This is a genomic window from uncultured Ruegeria sp., assembly GCF_947497005.1.
Classification (GTDB): Bacteria; Pseudomonadota; Alphaproteobacteria; order Rhodobacterales; family Rhodobacteraceae; genus Ruegeria.
Genome location: NZ_CANMFF010000005.1, coordinates 176844 through 195272 on the forward strand (window position 1 = coordinate 176844; position 18429 = coordinate 195272).

Sequence of the window (18429 nt, forward strand, 5' to 3'; positions counted from 1 at the left end):
TTAAACATGGCAACGTACCTTATGGCCCGGTTCCAATTCCACCAGTGAGGGTATCACGGTGTCCGAGAAACGAAAGGCTTCATCCCAACTGTCCGGCGCGCCGGCGCCCAGAGAAACCAATTGCAGGTCAATCGGGCGATTGATGTCGGGTTCGGGTTGAGCGGCAATCAGCGCCTTGGTGTAAGGATGGCGCGGATTGTAGAAAAGAGTTTCGGGCGGTGCCTGTTCGACAATCAGGCCACGCCGCATGACGGCAACTTCATCAGCGATCCGTGCCACAACGGCCAGATCGTGTGAAATGAACAGATAGGAAAGGTTCAGGCTGTCCTGCAGGTTTTCCAGCAATGTCAGGATTTGTTCCTGAACCGACACGTCCAGAGCCGAAGTAGGTTCGTCACAAACGATCAATTGCGGGTCCAGCATCATGGCGCGTGCGACGGACAGGCGCTGTCTCTGGCCGCCGGAAAAGGCGTGCGGATAACGTTTCAACATGTCTTCTGTCAAACCGACACGCTGCAACATCTCGGCGGCTTTGTCGCGTTGTTCCGCAGTTGTGCCGATACGGTGGATCTCGAGCGGCTCGGTCATGGCGTCCTGAATGCGCATTCGGGGGCTGAGCGAGCTATAGGGGTCCTGAAACACCATCTGCGCCTTGCGCTGAAAGGCTGTGCGCTGAGCACGGGTCATGCTGTGCACCGTGATCGGATCGGCGTCGGGCGCAGTTCGAAACAGAACTTCACCCCCAGGGTCGGGCAATTCAGCACCCAATGCAATGCGGGCCGCTGTCGTCTTTCCTGATCCGCTTTCACCAACAATGGCCAGCGTCTTGCCACGAGCCAGGTTCAAGTCAACGCCGCGACATGCATAGATCGCTTTGTCGGCCTGCCACCCTTTGCTGGACCGCATGGTATATGTCTTGGACACGCCCTTCATTTGTAGGATCAGATCCTCGTTCGGCATCGGGATGCCCACGGCATCCTGATCCGGAATTTCCGGCGCGGCATCGAACAGCTGCTTTGTATAGGCGTGCGCCGGGGCGGTCAGGATTGGCGCGGCAGCGCCCGCCTCCATGATGCGACCCTTGTGCATCACAACGACCTGCTCGGCCATGTTGGCGACCACGCCCAAGTCATGGGTCACCAGAATGAGTGCCATGCCGGTTTCGCGCTGCAGTTCTTTGATCAGACCAAGCACCTGCGCTTGCGTGGTCACGTCCAGCGCGGTGGTTGGTTCGTCCGCGATCAGCAACTCAGGCTTGGAAACCATGGCCATGGCGATCATGGCGCGCTGGCGCATGCCGCCCGACAGCTCGAACGGATAGGAATCATAGGCGCGTTGCGGGTCAGGAAAGCCTACGCGCTCAAATTGGGTCAGAACCTGTTTGCGTGCCTCAGACTCGGACAGCCCGCGATGCAGCCACAGGACCTCGCTGACTTGATTGCCGATCTTGTGAAGGGGGGACAGTGACCGCATTGGTTCCTGAAAGATCATCGAAACCCGATTGCCGCGAATTTTGCGCAGTTCACGTTCTGACACTGTTGTCAGGTCACATGTGCCTTTGGAATCAGTCAGGGTAATCGAGCCGCTGCGGATCTGTGCCGTTCGGGGCAGGATACGTAAAGCTGCGCGGCACGTGATAGTCTTACCTGACCCCGATTCACCGACCAGGGCCAGGGTTTGTCCGGCTTTCACGTCGAAGTTGACACCCGTGACCACGGAATTGCCCGTACCAAAGCCGATGCTGAGGTCTCTCACGGACAACAACGCGCTCATGCGGGCTTTCCACCCGTTGGACCGTTCGATGACATCGGCTATTTCAACTCCCCGTGATTTTTTCGTCAGTGTCGCGCGGTTCCGCCCGTCTAGTCAAACCCGTTCTTAGGCTGAAATGTCGCGATAATGTGAAACTTTTGGCTTCCTCGCTACACAAAGTCTTGAGAATTTGTCATCAAGGGCTGCGTCGGGCGCATCTATGCTTTCGACTGGTATCAAGGAGATATTTGCCGGTGTCCGAGAATCAAAGCCGTCTTGATCTGTTCATCGATCGCATGGTATCGCAACGTGCCTGTCTGGATCACGCGATTGAGCAAACGGCCGGCATGTCTGGCCCGGTGTTCGAACTGGGCCTGGGCAACGGGCGCACCTATCACCATCTTGTGCAGCATATGGATGACCGTCCGGTCTATGTGTTTGAGCGTGCAGTGGCCTCGCACCCCGACTCGACCCCGCCCGAGGATCGCGTGATTCTGGGCGATGTGCGGGAAACCCTGCCTGCGTCGGTCGAGCGTTTTGGCGCGTCAGCCAGCCTGATCCACGCTGATCTTGGCGGGCACAACCGCGAAAAGAACGACAAGTTCGCACGGTTTGTGTCTCCACTTATCGAGCCCTTGATCGCACCGGGTGGTCTGATGGTGTCCAGTGACCGGATGTATTTCGAGCAGTTGACCGAATTCCCGCTGCCCTATGGCGCCGTTGAAGGGCGCTGCTTTATCTATCGCCGCTGACCGCAAAGGGGCACAGGTATGATTTTCTACGATTGTTCCACTGCTCCGAACCCGCGCCGTGCGCGGATGTTCATTGCCGAAAAAGGGCTGGGCATCGAAACGCGCGAAATCTCGATTGCCAAAGGCGAGCAATTGAGCGAGAGCTTTCGCGCTGTGAACCCAAGGGCGACGGTACCGGTTCTGGTGACGGATGGCGGCATCGTTCTGACTGAGAATCTGGCAATCGCGGCTTTTCTGGAAGCCCGGTTTCCCGAACCGCCTCTGATGGGCCGAACCCCTGATGAAAAAGGGTTGGTTCTGATGTGGAACGCGATTGTCGAGCAGCAGGGTGGTGCCCCCATAGGCGAAGCGTTGCGCAACAGCCATCCGGCCTTCAAGGACCGGGCGATTCCCGGCCCGTCTAATCACACGCAGATCCCCGAACTGGCACAGCGCGGGCGCAAGCGTGTAACATCGTTTTTTGAAATGCTTGAAACGCGTCTGACAGAAAGCCCGTTTATCGCGGGCGATGTTTTTTCTTTGGCGGATATCTCGACTTTCGTTTTTGTCGATTTCGCCCGCGTCATCAAGATGCGGATCCCGGAAAACAACACCGCTTCACTGGAGTGGTTCCAGGCTATCCAGTCTCGCCCTAGCGCAAACCTGTAAACATGCCTTGCTGTGCCGTGGACATCACTGTACAGAAATGTCTAGACAGAACTGAACAGTGCTACTAGCGTCTCCTTAGAATCTTTTCAGGGAGGTCGGGATGAAATCCCAATATCGCGTAGTGGTCATCGGAGGCGGCGTCGTAGGTGCCTCGGTTTTGTATCACCTGGCCAAGTTCGGTTGGTCCGATGTGGTCATGCTAGAGCGGCGGCGGTTGGCGTCGGGTTCGTCCTGGCACGCGGCGGGGGGCATTCATGCCTTGAACGCTGACCCGAACATGGCCTCGTTGCAGGCCTACACCATTGACCTGCTCAGCGAGATTGAGAAGGAATCCGGCCAGAATATCGGTTTACACATGACTGGCGGCCTGACGTTGGCTGGAACACCCGAACGTTGGGAATGGTTGCAGGCCAACTACCGCATCTTCCAGTCCATCGGCATTGACGACTGCGAATTGCTGTCGCCGGAAGAAGCGCAGAAGCGCTGCCCGATCATGTCGACGGATGGTGTTTTGGGTGCGATGTGGGCAGACCGTGAGGGCTATATCGATACGACCGGCACAGTTCAGGCTTATGCGACAGCGGCCAAAAAGCGTGGCGCGGAGTATTACGAAGAAACCAAGGTCGAGGAGCTGGTCCAGACCGATGACGGCTGGCAGGTTGTGACCGACAAGGGCACAATTTCTTGTGAGCATGTGGTCAACGCCGCAGGCCTGTGGGCCAAGCAGGTGGGTCGCATGGCTGGGGTCGAGCTGCCGGTCTCGCCTTTGAAGCACCACTATCTGATCACTGATACCGTGCCGGAAGTTGCGCAGGCAGATTTCGAGATGCCGATGACCGTGGACCTCGAAGGGTTCACCTATATGCGGCAGGACCAGAAAGGCGTTCTGGTCGGCATTTACGAAGTCGATCACGAACACTGGGCCATGGGCGGCGCGCCTTGGAACTATGGGGAAGAGCTGTTTCAGGAACAGCTCGACCGGATCGAGAACGAGTTGACGCTGGGCTTTGAACGTTACCCTTCGATCCAGAATGTTGGCATCAAGACATGGGTGAATGGGGCGTTTACATTCTCGCCCGACGGCAACCCGCTGGTGGGGCCTGTCCCAGGCAAGCGCGGCTACTGGACGGCCTGTGCGGTCATGGCGGGCTTCCTGCAGGGCGGCGGCGTTGGCAAGACGCTGGCCGAATGGATGATCCACGGCGAGCCTGAGGCCGATGCCTGGCCGATGGACGTGGCCCGCTATGGCGGTTTTGCACAAAATAAGCGGTATATTCGCGAGACTACGGGGCAGTTTTACTCCCGCCGTTTCGTGATGACCTATCCGAACGAGCAATTGCCAGCTGGCCGCCCGCTGAAGATGGCGCCAGCGCATGATGCGATGACCGAGGCGGGGTGCAAATGGGGCGTCAGCTGGGACCTGGAAGTGCCCTTGTATTTTGCGCCGAAAGGGTTCGAGGAAACACCAACGCTCAAGCGATCGAACGCGCATGAAATCGTGGCCGAGGAATGCAGGACAATCCGAGAAGGCGTGGGTCTGATGGATATCTCGGGGTTTTCGCGGTTCGAGGTGTCCGGCCCGAATGTTGAAGCCTGGCTCGACAATGTCATGGCGTCGAAACTGCCCGGCCCGGGCCGCGCCAAGCTTGCCCCGATGCTGGGTGAGGATGGCCGTCTGAAAGGTGACCTGACCGTACTCAATTGGGGCGACGGGACCTGGTGGATCATGGGCAGTTACTATCTGCGCGCCTGGCATATGCGCTGGTTCGACGACCACATGGTAGACGGGGTCAATATCCGTGATTTGGGCGAGGAATACTGCGGCTTTGCCGTGGTCGGGCCGAAATCACAGGCGGTGGTCGAGAAACTGGCTGAACAGGATATCTCGGACCTGAAGTTTATGGGCTGTGGCGATTTTGATATCGGCCTTGTTCGGGCTCGCGTTGCCCGCATGTCGGTGACCGGCGAAAAAGGATACGAGATCAACTGCCGTTATGGCGACCACATCAAGCTGCGCCGCATATTGCTGGAAGCCGGGGCCGAGGAAGGCATCCGCGAGTGTGGCTTCAATGCGATGCTCTCAACACGGCTTGAGAAAAGCTTTGGTATATGGTCGGCGGAATTCACGCAGGCCTACACACCGGGCATGACCGGAATGGATCGCTGGATCGACTGGGGCAAGGATTTTGTTGGAAAGGAGGGCGCGCTTGCCGAGCGTGATGGCAACGGTCCGGCGCAGGTACAAGCGACACTGGAAATTGATGCGTTGGACGCAGATGCCAGTGGATATGAGCCGATCTGGGCCAATGGCGAACGCGTTGGGTTCGTAACCTCGGGTGGCTATGGGCACTATATCGGCAAGTCTCTGGCGATGGCCCTGATTGATCGCGACAAAGCCGAACCGGGCACGGAACTGTCCGTCCACGTGGTTGGCGTGGAACGCCCGGCGCGCGTGATTGTGCCATCGCCCTATGACCCACAGGGCAAAGCAATGCGAGGTTGATGATGACAGCTCAAGACCGAGGGCGTCGACGGCGAGGGCGGGGGGCTGAAGCCTCCCCGCCGCCCGGCCGCGATGTGAACTATCGCCAGCTCAGGAATCCTTTCCCGTTGATGGAAGTATTTCCGGCAGATCAAATCGCGGACATGCATGAGACCGCCTTGCGCACGTTAGAGGATTTGGGCGTAAAAACCCTGCTTCCCGAGGCGCGGAAACTGTTCAAGCTGGGCGGTGCTCGGGTGGATGAAGACAGCGAAATGGTCTTCATCGGGCGTGATATGGTCGAGGCCGCTGTCGCCTCAGCCCCAAAATCCATCGCCTGTCGCGCCGGTGCGCGGCGTCGGGATTTCACTCTGGAACTGGGTTCTCTGGTATTTCAACCGGGGGCTGGCGCCCCGAACGCCACCGATCTTGAACGCGGTCGGCGACCGGCGACGGGTCAGGATTATCTAGAGTTTTTGAAACTTACGCATCATTTTGATGTTTTCCAAATGATCTCGCCCCAGGTCGAGCCGCAGGACGTGCCGACCCATCTGCGCCACTACTTCACAACGCAGGCGCAGATGGAGTTAACGGACAAGTTCCCGTTTTTCTTCTCGCGCGGAACACCGCAGGTCATGGATTGCTTTGAGATGCTGTCCACAGCGCGTGGCCTCTCGGATGATGAATTCCGCACCAACGCGCATTGCTACACGATCATCAACACCAATAGCCCGCGCACGTTGGATATTCCAATGGCACAAGGTCTGATCGATTTCGCCCGTCACGGTCAGATGTCGATCATCACTCCGTTTACCCTGATGGGGGCGATGGCACCGATTACGGTGGCCGGGGCGATTACTTTGTCCCATGCCGAGGCCCTTGCTGCACTGACTTTGACGCAACTGGCCAAGCCGGGTGCCCCGGTCTGCTATGGAACGTTCACCAGCAATGTGGACATGAAGTCCGGCGCACCAGCCTTTGGGACGCCATCGCATTTTCAGGCGTCACTGGCGGCGGGCCAATTGGCGCGGCATCTTGGTTTGCCATGGCGGTCGGCTGCCGGATCAGCATCGAATGTCAACGATGTACAAGCGGCGAATGAGAACCAGTTCGGCCTATGGGGATGCCTGATGGCCGGGGCCACAGTGATCATCCACTCGGCTGGCTGGTTGGAAGGTGGACTGACCGTGTCGTTTGAGAAGCTGGTTTGCGATGCAGAAGTGCTGAATATGGTCGCGGAGCTCTGCTCGGGCGCGCAGGCGGGTACGTCAGAGATTGGCTTTGACACCGCATTACGTGAGGTTGATCCCAGCGGTCACTTCTTTGCCACAAGCCAGACAATGGAGCGCTACAACACTGAGTTCTATCAACCACATGTCCATGATTACGCCAACTTCGGCACATGGGCCGAACGTGGGTCAGTGGACGCAAATCATCGGGCAACAGATGTTTGGAAGGGCATTCTGAACGAATTCAAAGCGCCCGCCATCGACAATGATCGAGTAGGCGACTTACATGATTTCATTGCCCGTCGTACCGCCGAGGGCGGTGCACCTCCGGAGAGTTGAATGAATACCAAACCGATCCTTCATCGTGATGACCCTGAGGCTGAACCGCTGATTGGTAACATTAAGGTCACTCGTGACGACTGGCTGAATGTGGCAATGGATGTGTTGATTTCGGACGGAGTAGACCAGATCAAGGTTTTGAACCTGGCCGAACGGATGGCCGTTTCACGCTCGTCCTTCTACTGGTACTTCAAATCCCGACAGGAGTTGCTGGATGCGCTGCTGGCCCGCTGGCAGGCGACCAACACGGCTGCTTTGGTTGCGCAGGCCGCAGCCCCGGCCGAGACGATCACGGCGGCCGTTTGTAACGTGCATCGCTGTGTGGTGAACACCGATCTGTTTGATACTGCACTGGACTTTGCCGTGCGCGATTGGGCGCGCAAATCAGGCAAAGTGCGGCGGGCGCTGGACCAATCGGACACACGCAGGCTTGAGGCGCTGCACGCCATGTTCGCGCGCTTCGGCTATTCCGGGATCGAAGCCGAAACCCGGGCACGCGTGCTGTACTACATGCAGATTGGTTACGATCTGGCGCAATTGAACGAAGCCATTGAGACGCGGATCTCGATGGTGCCGCATTATCTCTACGCCTTTACCGGCGTCGAACCGAAACCCGAAGAAATTGAAGAGTTCAGTGCATATTCCCTGCGCCATTGGAAAGGAGCCCCGACATGAGCCAAACAGACGCAATCATCATAGGCACCGGTGTGATCGGCGCAGCCATTGCGTTCGAGATGTCCAAGGCGGGGTGGAAAACCCTGTCACTGGACCGGAACTCTCAGGTCGGGCACGGCTCAACGGCCGGATCTTGCGCGATTATCAGAATGCACTATTCCACCTTCGACGGAACCGCGTTTGCGTGGGAAGGCTACCACTACTGGCGCGACTGGGCTGAGTATCTTGGCTTGCCTGAAGATGCGGACATTGCTCAGTTCCGCGAAACCGGTTGCCTGGTCATGAAAACCGAAGCGAATGGCATGTTGGAAAAGCACATGCGAAATTCGTCCGATTTGGATTGCCCGTTCGAGGAATGGTCGGGAGAAAAAGTGGTGGAACGCTTGCCGGTCTATTCGCTGGACAGCTTTGCACCGGCGCGTCGTATGGATGATCCGGAATTCGGTCAACCCAACGGGCGCAAGATGACGGGCGGCGTATATTGGCCCCAGGCGGGGTATGTCACCGACCCGGCGTTGTCGGCGCAAAATCTGATGGATGCTGCGAAACAGCGCGGGGCCGAAGTGCGTACCGGAGCCGAAGTTACGGAAATTCTGACTGAAAGCGGACGCGTGTCTGGTGTCAAACTGGCGACGGGTGAGGAAATCCGTGCCAAGGTTGTCGTCAACGTGGCCGGACCCGGTTCGGCGATCATCAACGAGATGGCCGGTGTCCTGGATGATATGACCATCAAAACCCGTCCCTTGCGGCAAGAGGTCGTGCATGTTCCTGCCCCGGAAGGGTTCGACTTTGAAAATGACGGAACCATTGTCTCGGACAGCGACATCGCCTGTTACTGTCGCCCGGAACACGGCAATCACATTCTAGTCGGGTCGGAAGACCCGGAATGTGATCCGCATCAGTGGTGTGAGGATGACGTGAACTACAATCACGATTTCACAGATCAGTGGACGACACAGGCGATGCGATACGCCCAGCGTGTTCCCAGCCTGGGCATTCCTTCAAAGACACGCGGTGTTGTAGATCTTTATGATGCCTCGACCGACTGGATTCCGATCTACGACAAATCCAACTTACCTGGGTTCTACATGGCCTGTGGTTCCAGCGGGAACCAGTACAAAAACGCGCCAATTGCAGGCAAGATGATGGCTGCGCTGATCGGGTATTGCGAAGAAGGGGCCGATCACGACGCAGAGCCTTTGCAGTTCGAACTGCCATACATCAAGCGGACCATCAACGTGGGTTTCTACTCGCGCAAACGTCCGATCAATGAAGAAAGCAGTTTTTCGGTTCTGGGCTAGCCCAGTTACACGAACAGTCTAAGTCATGTGGGGTTGGTAACGAGGGTGGCCCCACAATGACCTGCCAAGAGACCAGTGTCTTGATCCTTGGAAGCGCTCCTTCAGCGCTGGTGGCACGGACGTGGCCGCGCGAGTGCTTCACGCATATCGTCGCCATCAACAACGCGTGGCGTATCAGAAGGGATTGGGATTACCTGATCCATCCAGAGGATTTCCCAGCCGAGCGTCGCCCGGCGGAGGTGTCTTCCTCTCAGCGCATCGTCACTGCTGAGGAATATGTCCCCAGACAGAATGACTTTGGTGGGTTCGTTTATGCCGGTGGAACGATGGCCTTTACCGCCGGTTACTGGGCGCTGTCAGCCTTAAAGCCTGATATTTTGGCGTTTTTTGGCTGTGATATGATGTACTCAGGTTCAGGGCGAACGCATTTTTACGGAAACGGAGCTGCGGACCCGTTGCGAGATGATGTGACACTGCGCTCGCTTGAGGCGAAATCAGCACGATTGGGACTTTTTGCAGCTGCTCAGAGGTGCAGAACCGTACGGTTGTCCAGCGGGCCGAGCCGGCTAGTCTTTCCATCAGCCAGCTTATCCGACCTGACTACCACCCCGCTGCTCGAATTTACCGACATGCGTGCTGCTTTGCATACTGAAAACAAATTGGGATATTATGTTGCATCGGGGCAGTACTGGGAAGTTGAGCACCGGTTCGATCCCGAAGAGATTGACGCCTTGGATCAGAAGTGGCTGTCGGCCTATCGGGTCGGAGCCATGGACAACGCGACCTAATACCATTCAAGCGGCAGCAAAGGTAACCCACGCCCAAACCATCGCCACATATGTCAGGTTGTGCATCAACTGATCCAGGCCCGCCGCACGCCAGAATGCGGCTTGAGTTGGCTCGAGTCGCTTTTTGTCTGAATAGCGGGCTTTGACGAAATCGATGTTGAAATGGATGATCCATTCCAGTGCCGCGATGATCAGGATGAAACGCAAAGGCGCGCCGAACATCAACAAAACGACAACAGAGCCCACAACATGCACACCAGCATGTTGCGCGCGTCCCAAGTGAAAATACTCGCCCCGGCCGGACAGCATTTTCGGAGTCTGGAGGTAGTAGTCAGCGAACATATGCTTGATCAGTAAAAGACAAAGCATAAGAAACACTGCGCCAAAACTGGCAGCCAAAAGAACCCTCCCGATATCGTTCTGCCGCCAACCTTAGGCAACAAAACGGGTATGCGTAAATGAACTAGTTCACATTAGATTAAGAATTTTCTCAAAAGGAAAAAAAATTGCGTATCTTGTCTGGATGATATTAGATTCATGCTGTTGAATTTGCGTGCATAACGTTCACTCCGCATCGTCGGTCAGCAGTAGGGGCAGATTCCATAGAACGCACGATCTTCCGCTTTATCTGGAAATACTCTAAACGCGACCAGCTGAGCCTGCTGGCCGTGACATCAATGCTGTTTCCGCTGCTCTATCTTACGCTTGAATTGCCAAAACGCATCATCAACGATGCGATCGGGTCATCCACCACTGAGGTGACGATCTGGGGCTTCACCATGTCCCAGACAAATTTTTTGGTCATTTTGTGTATTGCCTTCCTGGCTGCGGTTCTGGCTCATGGCCTGATGAAGATGCGCATCAACACCATGAAAGGTGTGCTGAGCGAACGGATGCTGCGTCGTCTTCGGTATCAGTTGATCAGTCGGGCCCTGCGTTTCCCTCAACCCTATTTCGAGAGGGTCAGCCAGGGAGAGATGGTTTCGATGGTCACGGCCGAAAGCGAGCCGATGGGCGGCCTGATGGGTGATGCGATCAGCCAGCCGGTTCTGCAGGCCGGGCAAATGATCACGATCCTGTCCTTCCTGTTTTTGCAAAGTGTCTGGTTTGGGATGGCCGCTGTGGCCCTAATTCCGTTACAGGCCTGGTTGATCCCTAAGCTGCAGCGCCAGATCAACCTACTGAACAAAAAGCGTATTCAAGAGGTTCGGGTGCTGGCCGCACAAATCGGTGAGAATGCGGCAGGCGCGTCCACCTTGCGGACCAATGGAGGCTGGCGCTATCGCCGGTCGATGATCTCTGACCAATTGGGACGACTGTTCGGCATCCGTTTTGAGATTTATCAAAAGAAGTTCTTTATGAAATTCATAAACAACTTCATCTCGCAACTGACGCCGTTCATGTTCTATCTGATTGGCGGTCTGTTGGTGCTGCAGGGCTCTGTCTCTCTGGGGGCATTGGTTGCCGCATTGGCGGCTTACAAGGATCTCAGCTCTCCGTGGAAAGAGCTGCTGACCTACTACAACCAGACCCAGGACATGTCGTTGCGCTGGGATGTGGTCGTTGACCGTTTTGCTCCGGCCGGAATGCAGGACGAATCCTTGTTTGAAGGGGAACCTGCCGAACGGCCGCATCTGAGCGGCGATATTGTGCTGGATCATGTTTCGGTGCGTGACATGGATGGCAATCAGGTGCTGGACGACCTGGACCTGATCTTTCCTGCCGGGAAAACAATTGGCATCGCCGCTCCCAGTGAAGAGGATCGACGCGCCATTGGCGAGGTCCTGACGCGGGAAATTCTCCCCAGTGCAGGCAGGGTTCGGATCGGTGACGTGAACCTGTCAGAACTGCATCAGAGTATCGTTGCTGCGCGCATCGGATATGCCTCGTCGCGCCCGGTAATGTTTCAGGGAACACTGGGCGACAACGTAATGATGCCGATGCGGTACAAACCGCTGTCTGACACCGTGGATGACCCCGGCTTTCCGGAAACTCTGCGGGCAGGCAATAGCGCCGATCCGTTCAAGGTTGATTGGCTGGATCCATCCCGGGCCGGGTATCAGGATGAGGCCGGGTTGCGGGATTGGTGGTTGCAACTGATCGATGGCGTGGGGTCGGGCGCTGCCTTGTTCCAACGTGGTGCAGAGCAGAGTTTTGACGCGATACACCATGCCGATCTGGCAAAGAAACTGATCGAACTGCGCCCTCTTGTGCGGCAAGCCGTTCAAGACGCTGGCCTTGAACAAGAGGCTCTCATCTTTGATCGAGGCGATTACAACCCTGCCTTGCCTGTTGTCGAGAACTTGCTTTTTGCAACACCCTGTGTGCCGGTGACACAGGCTTTGCTTGCCCAGCAAAAGGTCTTTTTGGGACAATTACGAGAGCTGGGACTGGACAAAACACTGATTGCCCTGACCAGAGACGTGATCGAGATGTTGCGCCAGATCTTTGGGTTTGACGGAACAGATCATCCGTTGTTCCGCAAGCTTGGCCTTGATGCAAAGACCTATGAGGCGGCGGTAGAGCTGGTTGAACTCACTCGTAAAGAGGGCATATCGGGGCTGGATGACGAACAACTGGCGAATATGCTGGCCGTACCCTTTGTGATCTCGGCGGAGCAGATCGGGCCTGCATTCACGGACGAGTTGAAAGATCGAATCCTCGAACTGCGGCGCACCCATTCCGCCAAGCTGTTGGAGCGATTGCATGATGTCTTTGTTCCGTTGGACCCGAATGCCTTTGCACCTGGTTTGACAGTTATGGAAAACGCGCTGTTCGGAAAAGTCAGTCAGATTGGAGGTGCCCGCTCGGATGAGGCTCGCAAGCTGATTGTTGACGTGCTGGCCGAGAACGGCGCGCGCCCGTTGGTCACTGAATTGATCTATGATGTACCGGTCGCATTGGGTGGCCAGAACCTTCCCGCGGTGTTCGCCGAACCGCTGGCCTTTACCCGTGCAGCGATCAAGAAACCGGATATTCTGATCCTGGAAAACGCGTTGGCCAGCTATGACATGAAAACGCAGGTGGCCGTTTACAAAAAGTTGCGCGAGCTATTGCCGGAAACCACGGTCATCTACCTGAATGATCAATTCGAAAACCCGGATGTATTCGACATGTTCGCGGAAGTCAGACAAGGTCGTGTGGTTTCGGACGGGGGGCCCGTGGACGTGGAGGAAGACAGCGCAGCTTCGGCAGATTTGGCGCGGAAATTACGTGCATTGGAACAGACACCTTTGTTTTCGGGTCTTGACCGACGACAGCTGCGCCTGCTGGCTTTTGGTGCCCGCTGGTTCGATGCCGCACCGGGGCAGGTTGTGTTCTTGAAAGACGATCAGCCGACAGATGGCGCCTATGTTGTGTTGGCGGGCGAAGCTGGCCTGTACCTGCCGCAGGACCAAGGGGCGGACCAATTGATCACCAAGGTCGGACCCGGCGCTTTGGTGGGTGAGTTGGGTCTGATCCGAAAAGAACCACGTGCGCTGAGCATGGTAGCTGAAACCCAGCTGTCCTGCCTGCGGATCGGTGAGGAAGAATTCCTGGCCGTGGTAGAAAACGATGCCGCGACCGCGTTCAAGCTGTTGCAGGTTATTGCGGGCTATGTGTCCAACTAGCGATCAGTTGTCCGGATTGCAGAACAGATCATAGAGCAGACCGATCACCTGTTCGGTATTTCCATCGCGCAAAGAATAATAGATCGTTTTGCCGTCCCGGCGCGTCGAAACCAACTCTTCCTCGCGCAAGCGGGCCAGCATCTGGCTGACTGCGGCCTGCCGCAACTGAAGCAATTCTTCTAGTTGGCCTACAGATTTCTCGCCGCTGCCGAGATGACACAAGATCATAAGGCGCCCCTCATGCGCCAGAGTCTTGAGAAACGCAGCCGCGCGGGTAGCGTTATCTTTCATGTCTGACAGGGTGTCCGTGGTATGTGCCTGAGGATCGGTTTCTCTGAGTGCCACTTTATGACCGTTATTCAGCTTTTTATGGTGCTAATATGCATCAAAGCTAAGGGTGTTGTCACCCCTCGGTTGCCGGAGCGCCTCCTTGAAATGCGTTGCCGTTAACGTAATCACACGGGTCTTCCTGCATTTGCAGATGCAACTCGTTCCCCTTGTATGGATGCGCACGGGCCAGGTCTTCGTCGACATCGATCCCAAGGCCCGGAGCGGTCGGGGCAATGACAAACCCATCCTCGATTCGGATTGATCCCTTGATCAGTTGATCATGGAACGGTGTTTCGATGGTTTCCAAAAGCAGCAGATTGGGAATTGAAGCTGCCAGATGGATATTGGCGGCCCATTCTACAGGACCGGCATAAAGATGCGGTGCCATCTGTGCATTGAAGATCTCGGCCATGGCCGCGACTTTCTTCATCTCCCAAATTCCACCTGCACGGCCCAGCGCCGGTTGCAGGATTTCGGCAGCTCCGGCGCGTAGGACGGCTCCAAACTCGGCCTTTGTGGTCATCCGTTCTCCGGTAGCAACCGGGATGCGGACGTTGCGGGCGACGCGGGCCATATCTTCGATCATGTCGGGCGGCGTGGGTTCTTCAAACCAAAGCGGCTGGAGCGGCTCTAACGCTTGCCCCAGCCGAATGGCTCCGGCGGTGTTGAACTGACCATGTGTGCCGAACAACAGATCGGCCTTGTCGCCCACTGCTTCGCGGATCGCCTTGCAGAAGGCGACGGACATGGAAATGTCGCTCATCGCAGGCATGTGGCCACCACGGATCGTATAGGGGCCAGCCGGGTCGAATTTCACGGCGGTGTAACCACGGCGTACCATTTCGGCAGCCGATTCGCCCGCCTGTTCGGGAGAGGTCCAGAATTCGTCCAGGTTGTGCTGGGCCAGGGGATAAAGGTAAGTATAGGCCCGGATGCGATTGTTCATCCTGCCGCCCAGCAGAGCATAGACCGGTCGATTTCGATCTTTGCCCAGAATATCCCAACAGGCGATTTCCAGCCCAGAGAATGCACCCATCACCGTCAGGTCAGGGCGTTGCGTAAAGCCACTGGAATAGGCGCGACGGAACATGAGCTCGATGTTTTCAGGGTTCTCGCCCAGCATATGCCGTTCAAACACATCCCGAATGACGTGGCGCATCGCCTCTGGCCCGACAGAGGAGGCATAGCATTCGCCCCAGCCGGTGATGCCGGTATCTGTTGTCACTTTGACAAGTATCCAGTAGCGCCCACCCCAGCCCGGAGCAGGCGGGGCAGTAACGATGATGTCGAGATCCTGCAGTTTCATCCCAAATCCTTTCGGTGGGTCAGGTCCTGTCGAACAGGATCACATTGCGCTTGGCCGATCCGGTTTTGGTGTCGGCGATGGCCTCGTTGATCTGATCCAGTGACCAGCGGCCCGAGATCAGCTCATCCAGTTTCAAACGCCCCTGTTCATACAGGTCCACCATCCACGGTATATCGCGTTGGATAACCACATCGCCCATTTTCGATCCAACCACGCCCTGACCAAGGGCTGCCAGCACCACGGGTTCATAACTGGCCATGTCTCCAGAATGCGGCATCCCGATCATGATCGCCTTGCCGCCACGGCCGAGATAGCGCGGGGCCTGGTCATAGGCAGGGATCGCGCCGACCGTGATCAATACCGCATCCGCGCCGCGCCCGCCAAGCGCCTTGTAAGCGGCTTTCCATGGCTGATCCAAACTGGCCAATACACCGTGGGTCGCGCCGAACTCCTTGGCGATCTCAAGCTTTTCTTCGGTCATGTCTACGGCCACAATCCGCCGTGCGCCTGCAATCCGCGCGCCCTGAATGGCGTTCAGCCCAACGCCGCCTGCGCCGATGACCACTACGTCCTGACCGGGGCGCAGGTCTGCCGCGTTCACCGCAGCACCGATCCCGGTGATCACCCCGCAAGACAGTAGGCTGGCCAGTTCTTTAGGCAGGTATTCGGGAATTTTGACGATCTGCCGATGGCTTACCACGACTTTTTCCGCAAAGGCACCACAAGCCATCGCCTGCTCCAGCGGACCGCCGTCACTGGTTTTCAATGGGCCTTTGACAGTATCGTACGGTGTTTCGCAAATTGTCGGCTGACCGCCAGCGCAGGAAGGGCAAGACCCGCAGGCACGGATCAGAGTCACGACTACAGGGTCACCGACTTTGAAATCTCCCGCGGCTTCTCCAACTGCGCTGATCACGCCTGCAGCCTCGTGCCCGTATACGGCGGGCAGAAATCCACCCCATGCCCCTTCGGCAAATGATATGTCTGAATGACAGATGGCCACGGCGTCCAGCGTCACTTCGACCTCGCCCGTGCCGGGGGGTGCCAGCTGAACCTCTTCGATCACCAGTGGCTCGCCAAATGCCCGGCAGACTGCGGCTTTGATTGTTTGCATGTTTTCCCTCATTCCCGTTGGGTTCACGGTGGCGCGGGAAAAGGCGGCTCGCAAGGCCGAAATCGCCATTTGTATGTCGTTGTTACGCTATGACAGGCCGGGTTCGGCGAAACATCAGGAATCCCGCCAGCATCAATACAAGTGCCAGCAGGAAGGGTGCTCCGGGCAGGTAGAGCGGGGTGTCGGGTCGAATAAACTGTGCGAACACGCTGGTCATCACCAACGGCGAGATCACCATGGAAAGAGCGTGCAACGCAGTCAGGACGCCCTGCAATTCCCCCTGTTGCGAATCCGGTGTGGCCTTTGACATCATTGCCTGAAGGGCCGGCGTGATTACCGCCCCGATGGCAGTGATCGGGATGAGCAGCAGCGCAATAAGGCCGTTGGTCAGAAAGGCCAGAATGGCGAAACTTATGATTTCAAAAACCATTCCATAAATGACGGTGCCCCGCTCGCCCAGTAAGCGGATGGCAGGGCGGATCAGTCCGCCCTGCACGACGGCCATGCCAATACCGTAGACACCAAGTGACAGGCCGATCATCTGCGGTGACCAACCGAACCGCTCGGTGGTAAAGTAAGACCAGATTGCGGGATAGACGTAGATCGAAACCGAATACAGGAAATACACCCACAGCATTGGCCGGATGCCGGGCAAAGCGGCAATGGCGCGAAGCGAGTTCACCGGGTTTGCGCGCCGCAGACTGAAAGCACGCCGGTTTTTGTCAGTGACAGTTTCGGGCATCACGAAATAACCAACGCAAAAGGTCAGCGCCGCTAGCCCTGCTGCCGCCCAGAACGGTGCACGGGTGCCATATTCGCTAAGCAATCCTCCGATCACCGGCCCCAGGACGAAACCCACGCCAAAAGCCGCGCCCAGAAGGCCAAAGTTTGCGGCCTTATCTTTGGGATCGGACACGTCTGCCATGAAAGCCGCCGCAGTCGAATGAGTAGCTGCCGTGATGCCACCAACAATACGACCGACAAGTAAAAGCCAGATACCGCCCGCCACGGCCATGACGATATAGTCCAGCGCCATGACGAAGAGTGACACCAGCAATACGGTTCTGCGCCCGTAAGCGTCCGACAGATTTCCCAGAATTGGCCCGAAGACGAACTGCATCGCGGCAAACGCCGTACTCAGCACGCCGCCCCAGATCGCGGCATTGGCCAATGTGCCACCCTGAACTTCGACAATCAGTTGCGGCATGATCGGCATCACAAGACCAATACCCATGGCGTCGATCATGACGATACTGAGAATGAAGAAAAACGGCAGACGCATGGGACCTGAACAAGTGAATTGTGAGCGGCACCCTAGGCATGCTGAGGAGATGAGGGAAGAGAGAGTTCGCCATCATCCCCGATGCCGTTGCGACAGGTCGCTAAAGTTTGCTTGCCAGTTCAGTAAAAAGCCCTGCCAATTCCTGCGGATGTGAAAAAAACGGTGAATGTGAGCTATTGATTGTGCGTCGAAGACTTTCAGGAACGCAGGCGCTCATCTGTGCCTGATATTCGGTTGGGATCGTGCGGTCGTCAGTTGTTCGGATATAGGCCTTAGCAACTTTGGCAAAGCGCGGACCGACGGGCAGCGGTGTTTCCTGTGGGCGGATGGCCTGCGGACACAGTCGCGCATACGCGTATGGCAGGATATCGTCCGAGCAATCGTGAAAAAACAGCTTCGGAATAGCATCCACAGACACGGTGTAAGATAACCCGTCTGCAGATTTCTCTACCGCGTGAGCGATGGTTTGTTGTGGCCCGCGTCTGCGCATCTCAGCCATCGAAAGACCATCCTGAGGGACATAGGCGCACAGGTAAATCAGGGCGTGCATGGCGTCTGGCTGCGCTTCGGCAGCTGCACTGATCGGATAGCCGCCCCAGGAGTGGCCCACGACAATTGTGTCTGGCGTGCAGGCGTTCAAAATGGCATCGCGGCAGCTTTCCAGCGTGACCTCGGCCACTGGTGTGGGGTCTGCACCATGGCTTGGCATGTCGATTGCTCGGGCGGTATGACCTTGGGCCTCTAGTGCGGGAATCAGATCGCGCCAGCACCAGGCGCCGTGACAGGAACCGTGGATCAACAGGAAGGACGCCATTGCTGT

General features: G+C 56.9%; 15 protein-coding genes. 8 read left to right on the forward strand and 7 right to left on the reverse strand.

Annotation, left to right across the window (positions count from 1 at the left end; genetic code table 11):
* The gene (locus tag Q0816_RS09235; RefSeq protein WP_298849695.1) at positions 1–1773 is read right to left on the reverse strand and encodes an ABC transporter ATP-binding protein; all 1773 of its coding nucleotides are present in this window, start codon (positions 1771–1773) and stop codon (positions 1–3) included.
* A gap of 233 nt (positions 1774–2006) precedes the next feature.
* On the opposite strand from Q0816_RS09235, the gene Q0816_RS09240 reads away from it, so the two are divergent.
* From Q0816_RS09240 to Q0816_RS09270, 7 genes are all read left to right on the forward strand, one after another.
* Positions 2007–2504 carry a class I SAM-dependent methyltransferase gene (locus Q0816_RS09240; RefSeq protein WP_298849697.1) on the forward strand — a complete coding sequence of 166 codons (498 nt, stop codon included), beginning with the start codon at positions 2007–2009 and terminating at the stop codon, positions 2502–2504.
* Between the two features lie 18 nt (positions 2505–2522).
* Entirely contained in the window at positions 2523–3152 is a 630-nt protein-coding gene (locus tag Q0816_RS09245) for a glutathione S-transferase family protein (RefSeq protein WP_298849699.1), read from the forward strand.
* Positions 3153–3252: 100 nt separating this feature from the next.
* Positions 3253–5655 (forward strand): FAD-dependent oxidoreductase, encoded by a 2403-nt coding sequence (locus tag Q0816_RS09250; RefSeq protein WP_298849701.1) that lies wholly within the window; start codon positions 3253–3255, stop codon positions 5653–5655.
* A 2-nt stretch (positions 5656–5657) separates the two neighbouring features.
* On the forward strand, positions 5658–7202 hold the full coding sequence (locus Q0816_RS09255; protein WP_298849703.1) for a trimethylamine methyltransferase family protein: 1545 nt from the start codon (positions 5658–5660) through the stop codon (positions 7200–7202).
* On the forward strand, positions 7203–7877 hold the full coding sequence (locus Q0816_RS09260) for a TetR/AcrR family transcriptional regulator (RefSeq protein ID WP_298849705.1): 675 nt from the start codon (positions 7203–7205) through the stop codon (positions 7875–7877).
* The gene (locus Q0816_RS09265; RefSeq protein WP_298849707.1) at positions 7874–9178 is read left to right on the forward strand and encodes an FAD-binding oxidoreductase; all 1305 of its coding nucleotides are present in this window, start codon (positions 7874–7876) and stop codon (positions 9176–9178) included. Before Q0816_RS09260 ends, Q0816_RS09265 begins: the two co-directional genes overlap by 4 nt.
* Positions 9179–9234: 56 nt before the next feature.
* Positions 9235–9966 carry a hypothetical protein gene (locus Q0816_RS09270; RefSeq protein ID WP_298849709.1) on the forward strand — a complete coding sequence of 244 codons (732 nt, stop codon included), beginning with the start codon at positions 9235–9237 and terminating at the stop codon, positions 9964–9966.
* 6 nt (positions 9967–9972) lie between these two features.
* Here the strand turns inward: Q0816_RS09270 and Q0816_RS09275 are convergent, their stop codons facing one another.
* Positions 9973–10335, reverse strand: a complete 363-nt coding sequence (locus Q0816_RS09275) for a DUF3307 domain-containing protein (protein ID WP_298849923.1) — start codon at positions 10333–10335, stop codon at positions 9973–9975.
* A gap of 308 nt (positions 10336–10643) precedes the next feature.
* Between Q0816_RS09275 and Q0816_RS09280 the strand changes: the two genes are divergently transcribed.
* Complete coding sequence (locus Q0816_RS09280) at positions 10644–13577, forward strand: ABC transporter transmembrane domain-containing protein (RefSeq protein ID WP_298849713.1); 2934 nt, start codon at positions 10644–10646, stop codon at positions 13575–13577.
* Positions 13578–13580: 3 nt separating this feature from the next.
* On the opposite strand, the gene Q0816_RS09285 is transcribed toward Q0816_RS09280, so the two are convergent.
* From Q0816_RS09285 to Q0816_RS09305, 5 genes are all read right to left on the reverse strand, one after another.
* Entirely contained in the window at positions 13581–13868 is a 288-nt protein-coding gene (locus tag Q0816_RS09285) for a helix-turn-helix transcriptional regulator (RefSeq protein WP_298849925.1), read from the reverse strand.
* A 112-nt stretch (positions 13869–13980) separates the two neighbouring features.
* Positions 13981–15213, reverse strand: coding sequence for a mandelate racemase/muconate lactonizing enzyme family protein (locus tag Q0816_RS09290; protein WP_298849715.1), 1233 nt, complete (start codon positions 15211–15213; stop codon positions 13981–13983).
* Positions 15214–15232: 19 nt separating this feature from the next.
* A complete protein-coding gene (locus tag Q0816_RS09295; protein ID WP_298849717.1) occupies positions 15233–16327 on the reverse strand; it encodes a Zn-dependent alcohol dehydrogenase in 1095 nt (364 codons plus the stop codon).
* Positions 16328–16409: 82 nt separating this feature from the next.
* Positions 16410–17609: a TCR/Tet family MFS transporter gene (locus tag Q0816_RS09300; RefSeq protein WP_298849719.1), complete on the reverse strand. Its 1200-nt coding sequence runs from the start codon at positions 17607–17609 to the stop codon at positions 16410–16412.
* Positions 17610–17709: 100 nt separating this feature from the next.
* On the reverse strand, positions 17710–18423 hold the full coding sequence (locus Q0816_RS09305; protein WP_298849721.1) for an alpha/beta fold hydrolase: 714 nt from the start codon (positions 18421–18423) through the stop codon (positions 17710–17712).
* Positions 18424–18429: the final 6 nt, after the last annotated feature.